Below are 16,010 nucleotides of genomic sequence, written 5' to 3' on the forward strand. Positions count from 1 at the left end.
CATGCTCATCCGGGGCAAATATCAGTGGGGCTCCAAATCACCACCAGATACGGAAGGATGTCGAGGTAACCACATGGTCAGCGTTATTCACATCGACATTGATTTCAACCTTAACCAGATCCCCCGGTTTGAATGATCCAACCTCGAACGTGGCTCTGGTAAGCCCTTTATCATCCGTCTCCGGCAGGCGTAGATTGATGACCTGACGATCAGGCAGAATCACGGATAATCTGACCAGCGCACCTGATACCGGATGAAATCCCTGATCACGCACAATAACATTGATGGTTTGCTGGCTGGCAGGAGCAATAAAGGGGCGGGCCGGAAAAGCATAGACCACCAACCGAAACGCTGTCGGGGCAATCTGATCATTAACCTGGCCGCGGCGGACGCGATCAAAATCAAGTTGTCCCACATTGGTCAGCACAACCCGGGCACCCGCCGGGTTTTCAGGCCACCATTCCATGCGCGAGCGTTCAAAATACTGCACCAGGCGACCATTGGCCAGCTTTTCCAAGCCAGAAATGGGTTCGCCAAAGTACAGGGCTCCATTGTGTTCCTCGTAGAACTTGAGGAACTCATAGCATACCGCAAACCCTTTACTCCCCATAAGCCGGCACGCTCCCGGCGTGAAGGGTAAGTTAACTCCTTCGCCGCGCCGGGTTTCATCATACAACCACACTCCCAGCGGTGCCAGACGTACCCGTTTTCCTTCCGGTTCATTGGGGTACAACTCCATACGCGCCCGCTGAAAATATTGCACTTTCACGCCGGGCAGCACCGGGTGGTTCTCAACGCCAGAAATTGCATCGCCAAAGAGAATCAGAGGGTCATCTGCCTGTTGGTAGAAATCGAGAAACTCCCCCGACACCACCTGCCCTGTACGTTCAAAAATGAGCCCCCCTTCCCCTGTCGACTGCGGTAGAGGCCGGGCAGAGATACCTGCCAGCATTCCAACTAAAGCAAGAAAGGATCCAATGCGCAATCGAAAGCTCATGGTTCTATTATGGTACAGGATCGACTCTTCGACAAGTCCTTCAGATACACGAAACCCTTAAAATTCGGCTTTTTTATTAAGATTTAACCTATTGCAATGAAATTGTAATTATGTTATAGTAACAATGTCTCTCCAGCCGGTAGCCCCCCTCTACTGGCCGGGGAGATACCTTTTTACGGGAGCGTTTTATTGTTCACCCGCCGCCGATTCTGCTCCTGCTGTCTTTCCCATTCACTTACTGCACTGCGAAGCAAAGCTTTAATCTCCCCTTCAGGTACTGCACCAACCCCTTCATAAAGATCATTGCCGATCCGAACAATAACCCCGTGCCGGGTATCCTCTGCTATATAGATCTTCTGATTTTCATACGGGGTGCCAACGAGCATGGATTGGAAGATAGCATCGATCTGCTCCACAATGCTTTTAGGAGTTTCCACCTTCGCCGTTGGCTGTAATACATCAGCCAGTGCATTGGTCATCCCGGCTACCACGCTCGGAGGGCGAACCGGCTCAGCAGGTGGCTCTTTTGGAACCACCGGCACCGCCCCGGTGACCGTCTCGCGGAGAGAATACGTCCATCCCATCCACTGTGCAGTGCGGCGCAAGGCGCTCTCCACCTCTGCCCGATCTTCCAGCGTTAAATCTTCCACCCGGGAAAAGGTCTTGCCCCTCACCTCGATGAGCAAATCATTGCTTTCTGGCTTCTGAGAAAGACGTAAGAGTGAGGAAGGTGCCTCGGCTGGCTTTTCCACAGGAATTGCCCGGGCAAGTTCATCCGCGGGCCGATCTTCTGAAGTTCGTTTTTCATCCCGGCTGTGTTGGAGCGAGGAAATCAGCCAGCCAAAAACATAGCCAATGGTGATACACACCAGGGCAATAATCAACAACAACGAAGTGGAAGGAGCAGCACTTGCGGGCATTTCTACATCCCCTCTGGTAAAAGATACGCATGGGATGATCCGATTATAGCATATCGTTCCCGGAGATAACCAAAAAATTACCCATCCGATCTACAATTTTGTTAATTCATTCTTCCCATGGAGGTTGGCAAACCGGACAAAAATACGTTCCCCTCTGTCCAACCACCATGCGTTGAATGGCACTGCCACAAACAGAGCACGGCATCCCGGCACGTTGATACACCCGGAAATGGTGCTGAAATTCTCCCCCGCGGTATACCCAGTCGATGCTCGCCCCATTCCGGCGAATTCCCTCCATCAACACCGAGCGGATTGCTCTCCACAGATGTACCACCTGCTCCGCAGACAGCTTCCAGGCCGGTGCCAGAGGATGGATTCCGGCCAGGTGCAGAGCCTCATCTGTATAAATATTCCCGAGTCCGGCAAGGAAGGTCTGATCGAGCAAAAGAGGTTTAATCCTGCGCCGGGTCATCCCGAGTCGCTGTGCAAGCTCATCCGCCGTAAACTTCTCATCCAGTGGTTCAGGGCCAAGGCCAGCCAGGAACTTTTGCCAGTCCTCCACCAGCCAGACCCGCCCGAACTTCCGCGGATCATTAAATACCAGGCTCAACCCACCCGAAAGAAAAAAGCGAATGCGATCGTGAGGAAGTTTTCTTTCTCCCGTAGTTTCTACACGTAAATCACCGCTCATCCTGAGGTGAATGAGAAGCGCCTGCGTGTCCAGGGGAAGAACCACAAACTTTCCACGCCTGGTGACAGTTTCGATCCTCTGCCCGACAACCTGGCGGGTTAATACTTCAACCGAAGGCTCAGCCACGCTCCTTGGCCAGCTTACATCTACCCCCTCAATCCGATGCCCCGGCACAGCCTCTCCACCCCGCCCACCTTCACGTAGCGCACGAACGATGGTTTCAACTTCAGGTAGTTCTGGCATACTGATATACCAGAAACCGCCTCTCGGCGGTCTGGAAGGCTCCTTATTCGTTGAACATTTCACCAACACTGCGCCCCTGATTGGCACGCAGAATCACTTCTCCCAGCAAAGGTGCCACCGAGAGGATCTTCAAGCGATCGCCGAAAGGCGCGCGCTTCTCCTGCGAAAGAGGCACCGTATCGGTGGTGATGAATTCAGCCACCGGTAATGCCGAAAGCCTTGCAACAGCATTTGCGGAAAAGACCGGGTGAACAAAAATCATATAGATATTACGTGCGCCGTAATCCTTGAGCAAATTTACTGCCTGCACCATGGTACCGCCGGTGTCGATTTCGTCATCGACAAGCACGCAATCCCGATCCTTCACGTCGCCAATGATCGTCAGAGCTTCGGCTTTGGCGTCGTTGGCCACCCGCCGTTTTTCGATGAAAGCCATCGGAGCATTAATTCCGGCGGCAAAGTTTCGCCCCTTCTTGGCAAAACCAAGGTCTGCGGTCACTACCACGGGTGAATGCATGCGGTGTTTAATCGAGTTCAGGTAATCCAGTAAAATATGGAACGCGGTCAGCACATCACCCGGAATGGTGAAAAAGCCCTGAATCTGCCCGGCATGCAGATCGAGAGTGATATACCGGTCAGCACCGGCCACTTCGATCATGTCCGCGATCAGCCGGGCCGTGATGGGCACACGCGGCTGATCTTTTTTATCTGAACGTGCATAACACAGGTAAGGGATCACAGCAGTAATCCGTGCGGCCGAGTCCAGGCGCAGGGTTTGCAACATGATCAACAGTTCCATCAGGTTGCGGTGCACCGGCGCAGAAGTTGTCTGAATGACATAACAATCCTGGCCCCGCACACTGCTATGGAGTTTGACAAACAAATTTTCATTGGGAAAAGAGACTACATCGCGCCCGCACAGCGTAACTCCAAGGTATTCTGCCACCTTGGTAGCCAGCTCCGGCGAGGCCGTCCCCGCGTACAGCTTAATATCACCGTACATTTTCTCATGACGCAAATGGTGCATTCGAACCACTCCGCTTCTTAACCCAGAGATTGATCGCCATCCTGCCATTCTTCTCGCAGGACAGACATTATTAACATATCGTAAAAGCGCCCTTCCCGATACACCGCCTGCCGTAAGCGACCTTCGTGAATAAATCCCGCCCGCTCATAGGCGCGAATGCCACGCAGGTTGTCTTCGTGCACACGCAGGAAAATTCGATGAAGGTTAAGAGTCTGGAATCCATGGCGCAGGAGAAGTTTGACAGCTTCTGTGCCATACCCCTTACCCCACTCTTCTTTCTCACCGATAAAGAGCCCCAGCTCTGCTGAACGTTCAATCCATTGAATATCCATCAGAGATATATTGCCAATCGGCTTCCATCCATCCCCTTGCCTGATCTCAATAACCATCACATGCTCTGCCGCCGGGTCTTTCAACATGCGTTCAAACCATTCCTCTTCCTCTGCTTTTGAAAGGGGATAGATCAAGGATAAATGGCGGCGCACGTCAGGATCATTCAACCAGGTCACAAACCGGGGAATATCTTCGCGTTCAGCAGCACGAAATCGCAGACGATGAGAATAAATCATACCTTCGACTTATCCCTGTTCCTCTTTGGGCAATTCCACGCGAATATGCAATTCTGCAAGCTGCTTATCGGTAGCCGGAGAAGGAGCATCGGCCATCAGGTCACGGGCTGCCTGATTCTTCGGGAAAGCAATTACTTCACGAATATTCGGCTCGTCGGCCAGTAACATCACCAGACGATCGATGCCGGGGGCGATTCCACCATGAGGCGGCGCTCCATACTCAAAAGCTTCCAGCATGTGCCCAAATTTTTGTTGAATATCCGCTTCCTTCAGACCAAGGAGCTGGAAGATTTTAAATTGAATATCACGCCGGTGGATACGAATGGATCCCGAAGCCATCTCATACCCGTTGCAAACCATGTCGTAGGCGTCCGAAAGAATTGAGCCCGGATCGGTATCAAACTTTGAGAGGTCCTCAAGGCGTGGCATGGTGAAAGGATGATGGGCAGCATCCCACTTCTGTTCTTCTTCATTCCATTCAAACATTGGAAAATCCACAATCCACGCAAAGGCCATCGTATTCCGATCAGCAAGTTGCAGACGGTCGCGGAACAGCAACCGTAACGCGCTCAGGGTTTTATTCGCCACCGTTTTTTGATCGGCCACGAAGAGGATTAAATCCCCTTCGCCTGCGCCCGTCCGTTCGCGGAGAGCGGCCGTTTCTTCAGATGTGATAAATTTCTGGGCCGTTCCTTTAACCCCTTCAGCGGTAAGCGCCAGAGTGGCCAGGCCTTTTGCGCCCTGCTCTCTGGCAAAAGAAGTCAGGTCGTCCACTTCTTTCCGGGTGTATTCAGCGCACCCCGGCACCACAATGCACTTAATCACTCCGCCAGTTTTGAGGGTGTTCTGAAACACCATGAAACCACTGCTGGCAAAAATATCCGAAACATCGTACAGTTCCATCCCGAAGCGTAGATCGGGCTTATCGGTACCGAAACGTTCCAGCGCCTCGGTATACGAGAGCTTCGGCCAGGGGCTGGCAAGCAGTTTTTTATGCGGCGCCACCACCGGGAGCATGGCGGTAAATAACCCTTCCACCATGTTCAGCACATCATCCCGGTGGACAAAGGACATTTCCAGGTCGAGCTGAGTGAACTCTGGCTGGCGGTCTCCGCGCAGGTCTTCATCTCGAAAACAGCGGGCAATCTGGAAGTAGCGATCGACCCCGGCTACCATCAATAATTGTTTTAACTGTTGAGGTGATTGAGGCAGCGCGTAAAAACACCCCGGGTGCACCCTTGACGGCACCAGATAATCTCGTGCCCCTTCAGGTGTGGTTTTAAATAGGATCGGTGTTTCTACCTCAATAAAACCCTGCTGGTCAAGGTAATCTCGAATGAATTTAACCACCCGATGGCGCAGAATCAAATTGCGTTGCATGCGCTCGCGCCGCAGGTCGAGATACCGGTATTTAAGGCGAACATTTTCATCCACATCTTCATCTTTGTTCACCACAAAGGGCAATGGCTTGGCCGGGTTGAGGGCTTCGCATTCGAGCACCTCAACCTCCACCTCGCCGGTTGGCAGGTTGGGGTTCTCTGCCCCCTCCGGACGACGGCGAACCATCCCCGTAACCTGAAGCACCCACTCTACACGTGCCTCTCGAATCATCGCGGCGCCTGGCACCTCGGGGTTGCCCACAATTTGCACCACCCCTGAACGATCTCGCAGATCGATAAAAGTCACACCACCATGATCACGCTGCCGATGAACCCACCCGGCCAGGGTCACCTTCTGGCCAATGTGAGAAGGTCGCAGTTCGCCGCAATACATCGTTCGATACATAAAAGCTTCCTTATAAAGTGATGTTTATGAGGTCAATGGGTAATTTTAACACACCCTGCACTCTTCAGACCGGGCAGTTATTCTGAAATCATGGAATCTCTCTCAAGAAGCTTTTTGACTGCCTGCCAGGGCGAAATCTGCCGCCGGGTTAGCTGAGAGAGGGTCTGCTGATAGGCCTCTTCTCCAACTTGATCGCGCCAGCGGGCCAGTAAGGCCGCCTGCAACAGAGACTCAAATTCCCCCCACAAGCGGGCTTCCTCCCGCTTTGCCCAGCTGCCGGTTTTAACCAGGAAATCTTTATGAGCTTCAATAGCCTGGATGATCTCAGGTATTCCTTCACCGGTTGAAGCAACCGCCCGCACCAGAGATGGCCGCCAGAGGCCCTCTCGTTCTTCCGGGAAGGTCAGATCGAGCATCAGCCGCAAATTACGAAATGTATTCTCTGCCCCTGGAAGATCGGCCTTATTGACAACCAGAATATCGGCGATCTCTAAAATACCCGCCTTAATCGCCTGAATATCATCTCCCAGACCCGGGGCATCTACTACGATCACCGTATGCGCCAGGCGGGCCACTTCAACTTCAGATTGCCCGGCCCCGACCGTTTCTATCAATACCTTCTCAAAGCCTGCGGCATCCAGCACCTGAGCCATCGCCGCTGTAGTTCGCGCCAGCCCCCCCACAGCCCCACGGGACGCCATGGAGCGGATGAACACTCCAGGATCGCCAGTCACATCCTTCATCCGTAAACGATCACCCAGGAGGGCCCCCCCACTGAACGGGCTGGTTGGGTCTACTGCCAGCACGGCCACACGGGGTGGTTCCCGATGATCCAACTTTCGATAAGCCATCGCCAGCCGGTTGGCCAGAGAAGATTTTCCCGTGCCCGGCGCGCCAGTAATTCCCACAAGGTGAGCCCGTCCGGTGAATGGGAACAATCGCTCCAGGGCTTCCCGGCCGACAGGAGTATCATTCTCAACATGGGTGAGCAGGCGCGCAAGAGCCAGCCGCTCACCGGCCAGCACCCGCTCCACAAGGTCTGAATCAGTGGACTTCCTCACCCAGAACCGCCTGTCTGATAGCTTCGGCAACCTCGCGCGTGGAAGTACCCGGGCCGTATACTTCGGTCACTCCCGCTGCCTTTAACACAGGCACATCTTCTTCCGGAATAATTCCCCCCACAAACACTTTGACGTGTTCCTGTCCGTTGGCGCGTAGCAGTTCAATGATCCTGGGAACCAACGCTAAATGCGCCCCGGAAAGGATCGAAAGGCCAACCACATCCACATCTTCTTGCAGAGCCGCTTCGGCGATCATTTCCGGGCTCTGGCGCAGGCCGGTGTAGATCACCTCCATACCCGCATCGCGTAATGCCTGAGCGATAATCTTTGCCCCGCGATCATGGCCATCCAGTCCCGGTTTTGCAATGAGAACACGTATCTTTCTTTCCTCCATGCTTCACTCCTGATCAGGTTAACTGGATTATACCCGCTGGAGACACCCCCATATCAGGAAGAAAATCCATATTTTTCCGATCGACCTTCCACACAATCTTGAGAATCTGACCTTTTTCGAGTACACTTGTTCTTGCAATTATTTGCAACTGCAGGTTTTCTATGCGACTCGAACAGCTCACCGAACGGCTCAAAAAACTGGGATACCGCCTCACCCCTCAACGACTGGTAGTCCTTCAGGTGCTCGAAGACACCCCCCATCACCTCAACGCCGCAGAAGTTTATCAGCTCGTCAGCCAGCGTCTCCCGGGTGTCAATGAAGCTACCATCTACCGAACACTGGATTTTCTTGTGGGGCACGGGCTCGCCCTGGCCGCTCACATCGGCAGCGGGAGGATCGTCTACGAGTCAACCGCCCACGAGCACCATCATCTTATTTGCCGTCGGTGCGGCCAGACAACAGAAATTGATCACAGTGAACTCGCCCCGCTTTTTGAACATTTTGAGCAGACCACCGGTTATCACATCGATTCAAGTCATGTGACCTTCTTTGGTTTATGCCCGCACTGTCTCGCCGACAGGCAGGGATCATCATTTATTTCATAAGGAGGAACCTATGCTCTACTCACCTGCACCCATGCACATTCCCGATGGATTTCTCTCCATCCCCGTGGCCATCATCCTCTGGATCCTTTCCATCGCTCTTATTGCAATTGCTTTCCGAAGGGTCAGTTCAGATCTCGGTGAACGGGAAGTGCCTGTAATGGGGGTTCTGGCGGCGGCCATTTTTGCCGGACAAATGCTTAACTTCAGTGTCACAGGGGGCACTTCAGGGCACCTGCTGGGTGCGGCCCTGGCTACCATTCTCCTCGGCCCATGGGCTTCTATTCTTGTGCTCACCTGTGTGGTTGGCATCCAGGCTCTCATCTTCCAGGATGGCGGGCTGGTTGTGCTTGGCGCCAATATTTTCAATATGGCCATCGTAGGAAGTTTCGTCGCCTATGCAGTAGTCCGCCTCTTCCAGCGGCTTTCCGGCGGTCGCCGCTGGGGAATCATCGGGGGGAGCTTTGCCGCCGGGTGGGCTTCCATTTTTATCGCGGCACTTGCCTGTGCACTGGAACTGGCTCTATCAGGAACTTCTCCGGCCAATATTGCAGTCCCCGCTATGGGAGGTATCCATGCATTAATCGGCATTGGCGAAGGGTTGATCACCCTGGGTGCGGTAACCCTGGTGCTGGCTGCCCGACCTGACCTGTTGAAATCGGGGCAGGAGCACGCTCGCGCCACCGTGTGGGTCTGGGTTACCGGCGGGTTGATCACGCTCGTCCTTGCTGTTCTTTCTCCACTTGCCTCCAGCCATCCCGATGGCCTGGAATGGGTCGCTGAACAGGCGGGCTTCCTGGAAAAGGCACGAGAACCCGGCCTATCCATCATTCCCGATTACACCTTTCCCGGCATTTCCAATGAGGCGGTAGCTACCATTCTCGCCGGGATTGTTGGGAGCCTCCTTGTGCTCGCCGTAGCCCTGCTGGTAGCCTATTCTCGCCGACGGAAATCGACCTGATGGAATCACTCTTTAGAAAATCCGCCGCACCAGAGCAGGAATGAGACCCCATGCATGCGAACTTCCTTGATCCCTATCAGGAGGGCACCAGTCCTGTTCACAGGCTGGATGCACGCATCAAACTCATCCTGGTGATTGCCTTCATCCTCACCTCTGCCCTCACTCCTGCCGGAGCCTGGCCGATTTTCACTCTCCTTTTATCTCTCGTTCTTTCGGCAGAGCTGCTCAGCGACCTGGGAATTGTTTTTTTTATGAAACGTGCCCTGCTGGCATTGCCCTTCGTCCTGGCAGCTCTGCCACTTCTGGTGACGGTGGATGGGGTTGTGCTCCTGGCTTTACCTCTTGGGCTTTCAATCACTCAGCAGGGATTAGAACGTTTTATAAGCATTTCGCTGCGGTCGTGGATTTCCGTCCAGGCCGCCGTTCTGCTTGCTTCCACCACAACCTTCCCCGAAATCCTCCATGCCATGCGTGCTCTGGGTCTACCCAGGTTAATGGTGGCAATCATCGGGTTGATGTGGCGATACCTTTTCGTGATGGTTGATGAGGTGCTGCGGATGTTACGCGCTCGCACAGCACGCAGTGGCGAAAGTGAATTCTCCGGGCATCGTGCAGGGGGCACCATTTTCTGGCGCTCACAGGTGGCCGGAGGTATGGCCGGCAGTCTCTTTTTGCGATCTCTGGAACGCTCCGATCGCATTTACCACGCCATGCTCGCCCGCGGTTATGATGGCGAAATCCGCAGCCTGCCCCAGCCCGGCCTGCGGCCTGTGGACTGGCTGGTATTGTTCATCGTTCTTCTCCTTCTTTTATCTCTGCTGGTTTTAAGCCGTATCCTCTGGGGGTAAATCGCTATGAGCTGCGTCGTAGAAATTCGGGATCTCTCTTTCACCTATCCCGACGGGCACAAAGCCCTGGATCATATCACGCTGGATCTGGCCCATGGCGAGAAAGTTGCCCTGGTCGGGCCAAACGGAGCAGGCAAATCCACCCTTCTCCTTCATTTAAATGGTATTTTACCCCGTCAAACGGGTGAAATTCGGGTAAGCGGGCTGGATGTTTCGGGCAAAAACCTGGGGCGCGTCCGCGCACTGGTAGGGCTGGTCTTCCAATCTCCCGACGACCAGCTCTTCTCACCCACCGTTTTCGACGATGTTGCTTATGGCCCCATCTATCAGGGGTTACCCGCAGAAGAAGTGCGCCAGCGCGTTCAAGAAGCCCTCGAGCGGGTGAAAATGAGCGAATATAGCTCAAGAGTCTCTCATCATCTCAGCGTAGGTGAGAAAAAGCGCATCGCCATCGCCACTGTCCTTTCTATGAAGCCTGCCGTGCTGGTGCTGGATGAACCCACCGCCGGGCTCGATCCGCGCGCTCGCCGTACTCTCATTGAACTGTTACGAGAGCTACCCATAACCATGATCGTGGCTTCTCACGATCTCCCTATGGTAAGGGAACTACTCCCCCGCACGGTCGTCATGGATCAGGGGCGCATTGTTGCTGACGGCCCCACAGCAACCATCCTCTCAGATCCTGACCTGCTCGCCCGCCATGGTCTGGAACAATAATTACTTCCTTCCAGAATCGTAAAGTAACGCAACTCTCCATCCACTGCCATTAATTTATGGTATGATTTTCCCGCACTTGCCAACCGGCTGTGCACTGCCTTTTTAAGCATAGTTGGAGTGAACGTTATGGACGAAAAAATCACCATCATCGAAGGCCCACCACCAGTTTTTGAGTCGGTTATGGATGGCTGGGCGCTGGGTTTGAATGAGAGTCCTCGCCTTTACAACCTGATGCTCACCCGTGTGCGAACTTTCAACGGGCATGCACTGGTTGAGCGTTGTAATCGAGCCTGGCGGTCAAAAGGGGTCATTTATCTGCATTACCGCAACCCCCTGGGAATGGAAGAACGTGCCCCCATTCTCGCCGCCCGCAACGTAGAAACTGAGGAAGGCCATGTACTCCTCCTGTGGTGCCGCCGCCGTCCAGAAGATATCGATGAAGAACTCGATTTCGGTGATGAAAACGACCAGGAAGAAGACGAATCATGACGCTTGACATTGCTGCCATTCGTTCCCATTTTCCGGCACTTCAACAGCCGGCAATCTTTTTAGACAACCCCGGCGGAACACAAATTGCCCGCCAGAGTCTTGAACGGATACATACCTATCTGACCAGGACCAATGCCAATCACGGGGGTGAGTTCGCAACCAGCCGGGCCTCAGATGCCACCATCGATGCCGCCCGTGCCGCCATGGCCGATTTTCTCAACGCTTCACGTCCTGAGGAAATCGTTTTTGGCCCCAACATGACATCGCTCACCTTTAACCTCAGTCGAGCCCTGGCACGAACCTTCCAACCGGGAGACCTTCTGGTAGTCACTCATCTCGACCACGATGCAAATATTTCTCCCTGGTTGAGCGTTGTAATCGAGCCTGGCGGTCAAAAGGGGTCATTTATCTGCATTACCGCAACCCCCTGGGAATGGAAGAACGTGCCCCCATTCTCGCCGCCCGCAACGTAGAAACTGAGGAAGGCCATGTACTCCTCCTGTGGTGCCGCCGCCGTCCAGAAGATATCGATGAAGAACTCGATTTCGGTGATGAAAACGACCAGGAAGAAGACGAATCATGACGCTTGACATTGCTGCCATTCGTTCCCATTTTCCGGCACTTCAACAGCCGGCAATCTTTTTAGACAACCCCGGCGGAACACAAATTGCCCGCCAGAGTCTTGAACGGATACATACCTATCTGACCAGGACCAATGCCAATCACGGGGGTGAGTTCGCAACCAGCCGGGCCTCAGATGCCACCATCGATGCCGCCCGTGCCGCCATGGCCGATTTTCTCAACGCTTCACGTCCTGAGGAAATCGTTTTTGGCCCCAACATGACATCGCTCACCTTTAACCTCAGTCGAGCCCTGGCACGAACCTTCCAACCGGGAGACCTTCTGGTAGTCACTCATCTCGACCACGATGCAAATATTTCTCCCTGGTTACATGTGGCTGAAGATCGTGGGTGTCGGGTACGTTGGGTCGATTTTAACCCCCATACGGGCATGCTAGACCTGGATGACTTCCGCTCCGCATTGGAAGAAAGGCCCAAACTGGTAGCCTTTGGATATGCCTCCAATGCGCTGGGGACGATTAACCCGGTCTATGAGATGACCTCTCTGGCTAAAAGAGCCGGGGCTCTGGTATACATCGATGCGGTGCAATACGCCGCCCACGGGCCCATCGATGTGCAGAAAATCGGGTGTGACTTTTTAGTCTGTTCGGCTTACAAATTCTTCGGGCCACATGTGGGTGTGCTCTACGGGCGGTATGACCTGCTGGACCGCCTGTCAGCCTACCGGGTGCGTCCGGCACCGGCTGACCCACCGGGTAAATTTGAAACAGGCACCGGTAACTTTGAGGGGTATGCCGGGGTGCTTGGCGCTTTAGAATATTTTGAATGGCTTGGCAAGAATTTTGGCCATGACTTTCTCGAACTCTATTCGGGTGAATACACAGGCAGAAGGCTGGTCTTCAAACAGGCCATGGCGGCGGTGCGGGCCTATGAAGCTGAACTCTCGCGCGCCATTCTAGAGGGGCTCCACTCTATCCCGGGCGTTCATATCTACGGCCCTGCCACCCCAGACCTGATTGATCATCGTGTGCCTACCATTTCTTTCACCATGGAGGGGCATTCACCGCAGGAGATTGCCCGCAGGCTTGACCAAGAGGGAATTTACGTCTGGAATGGGAACTTCTACGCTCTTGCCGTCACCACCCGCCTTGGACTGGAAGACAAAGGCGGCCTGCTGCGAGTTGGCGCCACCCATTACAATTCTCTGGATGAAATAGCCCGCCTCATCACCGCTCTCGAGCGAATGGCTTCAAAATAACCTTGAAGGGTCGCCTCAACAGCGACCCTGTCTTTTTAAATGGCAAACGCCAGAGTGAGGGGGGCACCCTGACGTTTACCGGGATTATTTTACCCCAACTTTCTGAAAACATCAAGCGGAAACATTACAATTTCATAATTAAATACTAATTTTAATCGCACATCACCCACACCCTTCCGGGTGCTCTCAACCTGGATAAAAAAAATGCCCCAGGAGGGATTCGAATACCACACCCTTCCGGGTGCTCTCAACCTGGATAAAAAAAATGCCCCGGGAGGGATTCGAATACCACACCCTTCCGGGTACTCTCAACCTGGATAAAAAAAATGTCCCAGGCGGGATTCGAATACCACACCCTTCCGGGTGCTCTCAACCTGAATAAAAAAATGCCCCAGGAGGGATTCGAACTCTCAACCTAGGCGTTAGGAGTGCCTTGCTCTGTCCTGTTGAGCTACTGGGGCGTCTTCCCAATTATACTATAATACTCCCAAGACTGAATCGCCTGAGGGAGCCCCTTTCTATGGATGAAAAACAACATAAACGAGCTATCTGGGCCTGGACGTTCTACGACTGGGCCAATTCGGCCTTTGCCACGACCATCATGGCCGCCGTTTTACCCGTGTATTATGCCTCAGTAGCCGGCGCTACCCTGCCAGGTAACCTGGCCACGGTTTACTGGGCCTACACAACATCCATCAGTCTGCTCATCGCGGCGGTGCTTAGCCCCATCCTGGGCGCAGTTGCCGACTTCACCGGGGGTAAAAAGCGTTTTCTTACCATCTTTATGCTCCTCGGGGTAGCTGGAACAGCCCTGTTATACTTCGTCCGCACCGGTGACTGGCTCATGGCTTCCATTTTCTTCATTCTTGGAGATGTCGGTTTTGCCGGTTCCCTCGTGTTCTACGACGCTCTCCTTCCTCATGTGGCACGACCCGACGAAATTGATCAGGTCTCTTCGCGTGGATATGCCATCGGGTACCTGGGCGGAGGACTGCTTCTGGCCATCAATCTGGCAATGATCATGCTGGCGCCCCCCGAATTAACCGGCCTCATGACCCGGCTTTCGTTTCTCAGTGTTGCCCTCTGGTGGTTTGTATTTTCCATTCCCCTCCTGCGCATCGTTCAGGAACCCCCACGCCGCATTCAGGCCGGTGAACTGGGGGTTAATCCGGTGCGGGTATCATTTCAGCGACTGGCGCACACCTTTCGCGAAATCACCCACTTTCGCGATCTGTTCCTTTTCCTGGTCGCCTTCTGGTTCTACAACGACGGCATTGGTACCATTATTAAAATGGCCACCATTTACGGCGCCGAGATTGGAATTGGCCAGACCACCCTCATTGGAACGCTCCTCATGGTGCAATTCGTGGGCATTCCTTTTGCGTTTCTTTTCGGCTGGCTGGCCAAACGGATTGGGACGAAAACCTCCATCTACATCAGCCTGCTGGTTTACACGGGTATTTCCATTGCAGGCTTTTTTATGTCGCAAGAATGGCATTTTTGGGCGCTGGGGTTCGCTGTGGCTACCGTACAGGGGGGCAGTCAGGCACTCAGTCGCTCGTTGTTTGGCCGCATGGTGCCCCGCAGTAAGTCTGCCGAATTTTTTGGTTTCTTCTCGGTGAGTGAAAAATTCGCTGGCATTGCTGGCCCATTTGTCTTTGGTGTAGTTGGGCAGATTGTCGGCCACAGCCGGTTGAGTATTATTTCGCTGATCATCTTCTTTGTTATCGGGGCGGCTCTGCTCACCCGTGTCAATGAACAGGAAGGCATCCGGGCCGCAGAAGCTGAAGAGACCAGCTTAATTGCCGCCTCGATGCCAACTCAATAACCCGGAGGAGGATCATGATGCCCCAAGACCCCATTCGTGTGGCCATTGTCGGAACCAGCAAGCGTTCCAGTTATTTATACGCTCCCCTGCTTCGCGCTTTACCCCGCGAAGTAAAACTTGTCTCCATCTGGGGGCGCAGTGAAGCGAGCGCCCGGGCCCTGGGAGAACAACTCAACCTGGGCGGAGGACTGCTTCTGGCCATCAATCTGGCAATGATCATGCTGGCGCCCCCCGAATTAACCGGCCTCATGACCCGGCTTTCGTTTCTCAGTGTTGCCCTCTGGTGGTTTGTATTTTCCATTCCCCTCCTGCGCATCGTTCAGGAACCCCCACGCCGCATTCAGGCCGGTGAACTGGGGGTTAATCCGGTGCGGGTATCATTTCAGCGACTGGCGCACACCTTTCGCGAAATCACCCACTTTCGCGATCTGTTCCTTTTCCTGGTCGCCTTCTGGTTCTACAACGACGGCATTGGTACCATTATTAAAATGGCCACCATTTACGGCGCCGAGATTGGAATTGGCCAGACCACCCTCATTGGAACGCTCCTCATGGTGCAATTCGTGGGCATTCCTTTTGCGTTTCTTTTCGGCTGGCTGGCCAAACGGATTGGGACGAAAACCTCCATCTACATCAGCCTGCTGGTTTACACGGGTATTTCCATTGCAGGCTTTTTTATGTCGCAAGAATGGCATTTTTGGGCGCTGGGGTTCGCTGTGGCTACCGTACAGGGGGGCAGTCAGGCACTCAGTCGCTCGTTGTTTGGCCGCATGGTGCCCCGCAGTAAGTCTGCCGAATTTTTTGGTTTCTTCTCGGTGAGTGAAAAATTCGCTGGCATTGCTGGCCCATTTGTCTTTGGTGTAGTTGGGCAGATTGTCGGCCACAGCCGGTTGAGTATTATTTCGCTGATCATCTTCTTTGTTATCGGGGCGGCTCTGCTCACCCGTGTCAATGAACAGGAAGGCATCCGGGCCGCAGAAGCTGAAGAGACCAGCTTAATTGCCGCCTCGATGCCAACTCAATAACCCGGAGGAGGATC

18 protein-coding genes and 1 tRNA gene are annotated in these 16,010 nt (G+C 53.8%); 10 read left to right on the forward strand and 9 right to left on the reverse strand.

What is annotated here, in order from left to right:
* Window positions 1-37: 37 nt before the first annotated feature.
* The 8 genes from ATHL_RS10210 to ATHL_RS10245 all read right to left on the reverse strand — a co-directional run bounded on the left by ATHL_RS10210 (window position 38) and on the right by ATHL_RS10245 (window position 7,687).
* On the reverse strand, window positions 38-997 hold the full coding sequence (locus ATHL_RS10210; protein WP_062193124.1) for a hypothetical protein: 960 nt from the start codon (window positions 995-997) through the stop codon (window positions 38-40).
* Window positions 998-1,170: 173 nt separating this feature from the next.
* Window positions 1,171-1,917 (reverse strand): hypothetical protein, encoded by a 747-nt coding sequence (locus tag ATHL_RS10215; RefSeq protein ID WP_062193127.1) that lies wholly within the window; start codon window positions 1,915-1,917, stop codon window positions 1,171-1,173.
* A 106-nt stretch (window positions 1,918-2,023) separates the two neighbouring features.
* Entirely contained in the window at window positions 2,024-2,851 is an 828-nt protein-coding gene (gene mutM, locus ATHL_RS10220) for a bifunctional DNA-formamidopyrimidine glycosylase/DNA-(apurinic or apyrimidinic site) lyase (RefSeq protein ID WP_062193131.1), read from the reverse strand.
* Between the two features lie 43 nt (window positions 2,852-2,894).
* On the reverse strand, window positions 2,895-3,878 hold the full coding sequence (locus ATHL_RS10225; protein WP_236822364.1) for a ribose-phosphate diphosphokinase: 984 nt from the start codon (window positions 3,876-3,878) through the stop codon (window positions 2,895-2,897).
* A gap of 17 nt (window positions 3,879-3,895) precedes the next feature.
* Complete coding sequence (locus ATHL_RS10230; RefSeq protein WP_062193134.1) at window positions 3,896-4,447, reverse strand: GNAT family N-acetyltransferase; 552 nt, start codon at window positions 4,445-4,447, stop codon at window positions 3,896-3,898.
* 9 nt (window positions 4,448-4,456) lie between these two features.
* A complete protein-coding gene (gene aspS, locus ATHL_RS10235) occupies window positions 4,457-6,232 on the reverse strand; it encodes an aspartate--tRNA ligase (protein ID WP_062193137.1) in 1,776 nt (591 codons plus the stop codon).
* Between the two features lie 77 nt (window positions 6,233-6,309).
* Window positions 6,310-7,293 carry a methylmalonyl Co-A mutase-associated GTPase MeaB gene (gene meaB, locus ATHL_RS10240; RefSeq protein WP_062193139.1) on the reverse strand — a complete coding sequence of 328 codons (984 nt, stop codon included), beginning with the start codon at window positions 7,291-7,293 and terminating at the stop codon, window positions 6,310-6,312.
* A complete protein-coding gene (locus ATHL_RS10245) occupies window positions 7,277-7,687 on the reverse strand; it encodes a cobalamin B12-binding domain-containing protein (RefSeq protein WP_062193142.1) in 411 nt (136 codons plus the stop codon). The genes meaB and ATHL_RS10245 overlap by 17 nt, the downstream gene beginning before the upstream one ends.
* Before the next feature lie 161 nt (window positions 7,688-7,848).
* Between ATHL_RS10245 and ATHL_RS10250 the strand changes: the two genes are divergently transcribed.
* The 8 genes from ATHL_RS10250 to ATHL_RS10280 all read left to right on the forward strand — a co-directional run bounded on the left by ATHL_RS10250 (window position 7,849) and on the right by ATHL_RS10280 (window position 13,143).
* A complete protein-coding gene (locus ATHL_RS10250) occupies window positions 7,849-8,292 on the forward strand; it encodes a Fur family transcriptional regulator (protein ID WP_062193145.1) in 444 nt (147 codons plus the stop codon).
* 10 nt (window positions 8,293-8,302) lie between these two features.
* Complete coding sequence (locus ATHL_RS10255) at window positions 8,303-9,250, forward strand: energy-coupling factor ABC transporter permease (protein WP_062193148.1); 948 nt, start codon at window positions 8,303-8,305, stop codon at window positions 9,248-9,250.
* Window positions 9,251-9,300: 50 nt separating this feature from the next.
* Entirely contained in the window at window positions 9,301-10,098 is a 798-nt protein-coding gene (gene cbiQ, locus ATHL_RS10260) for a cobalt ECF transporter T component CbiQ (protein ID WP_062193151.1), read from the forward strand.
* A 6-nt stretch (window positions 10,099-10,104) separates the two neighbouring features.
* Window positions 10,105-10,815 carry an energy-coupling factor ABC transporter ATP-binding protein gene (locus ATHL_RS10265; RefSeq protein ID WP_062193153.1) on the forward strand — a complete coding sequence of 237 codons (711 nt, stop codon included), beginning with the start codon at window positions 10,105-10,107 and terminating at the stop codon, window positions 10,813-10,815.
* Window positions 10,816-10,941: 126 nt separating this feature from the next.
* The gene (locus ATHL_RS10270; RefSeq protein WP_062193156.1) at window positions 10,942-11,304 is read left to right on the forward strand and encodes a hypothetical protein; all 363 of its coding nucleotides are present in this window, start codon (window positions 10,942-10,944) and stop codon (window positions 11,302-11,304) included.
* On the forward strand, window positions 11,301-11,777 hold the full coding sequence (locus ATHL_RS10275) for an aminotransferase class V-fold PLP-dependent enzyme (RefSeq protein ID WP_062193159.1): 477 nt from the start codon (window positions 11,301-11,303) through the stop codon (window positions 11,775-11,777). The genes ATHL_RS10270 and ATHL_RS10275 overlap by 4 nt, the downstream gene beginning before the upstream one ends.
* On the forward strand, window positions 11,738-11,887 hold the full coding sequence (locus ATHL_RS18885; protein WP_162787667.1) for a hypothetical protein: 150 nt from the start codon (window positions 11,738-11,740) through the stop codon (window positions 11,885-11,887). Before ATHL_RS10275 ends, ATHL_RS18885 begins: the two co-directional genes overlap by 40 nt.
* A complete protein-coding gene (locus ATHL_RS10280; RefSeq protein ID WP_062193161.1) occupies window positions 11,884-13,143 on the forward strand; it encodes a cysteine desulfurase-like protein in 1,260 nt (419 codons plus the stop codon). The genes ATHL_RS18885 and ATHL_RS10280 overlap by 4 nt, the downstream gene beginning before the upstream one ends.
* A gap of 387 nt (window positions 13,144-13,530) precedes the next feature.
* Here ATHL_RS10280 and ATHL_RS10285 read toward each other — a convergent pair.
* Window positions 13,531-13,604: transfer RNA gene (locus ATHL_RS10285), tRNA-Arg, on the reverse strand.
* Between the two features lie 59 nt (window positions 13,605-13,663).
* Between ATHL_RS10285 and ATHL_RS10290 the strand changes: the two genes are divergently transcribed.
* Entirely contained in the window at window positions 13,664-14,971 is a 1,308-nt protein-coding gene (locus tag ATHL_RS10290) for an MFS transporter (RefSeq protein WP_062193164.1), read from the forward strand.
* A 14-nt stretch (window positions 14,972-14,985) separates the two neighbouring features.
* Window positions 14,986-15,996: an MFS transporter gene (locus ATHL_RS10295; RefSeq protein ID WP_236822365.1), complete on the forward strand. Its 1,011-nt coding sequence runs from the start codon at window positions 14,986-14,988 to the stop codon at window positions 15,994-15,996.
* The last annotated feature ends 14 nt before the right edge of the window (window positions 15,997-16,010 follow it).

Origin of the sequence: Anaerolinea thermolimosa (assembly GCF_001050195.2) — a bacterium.
In the GTDB taxonomy this organism is placed as follows: Bacteria; Chloroflexota; Anaerolineae; order Anaerolineales; family Anaerolineaceae; genus Anaerolinea; species Anaerolinea thermolimosa.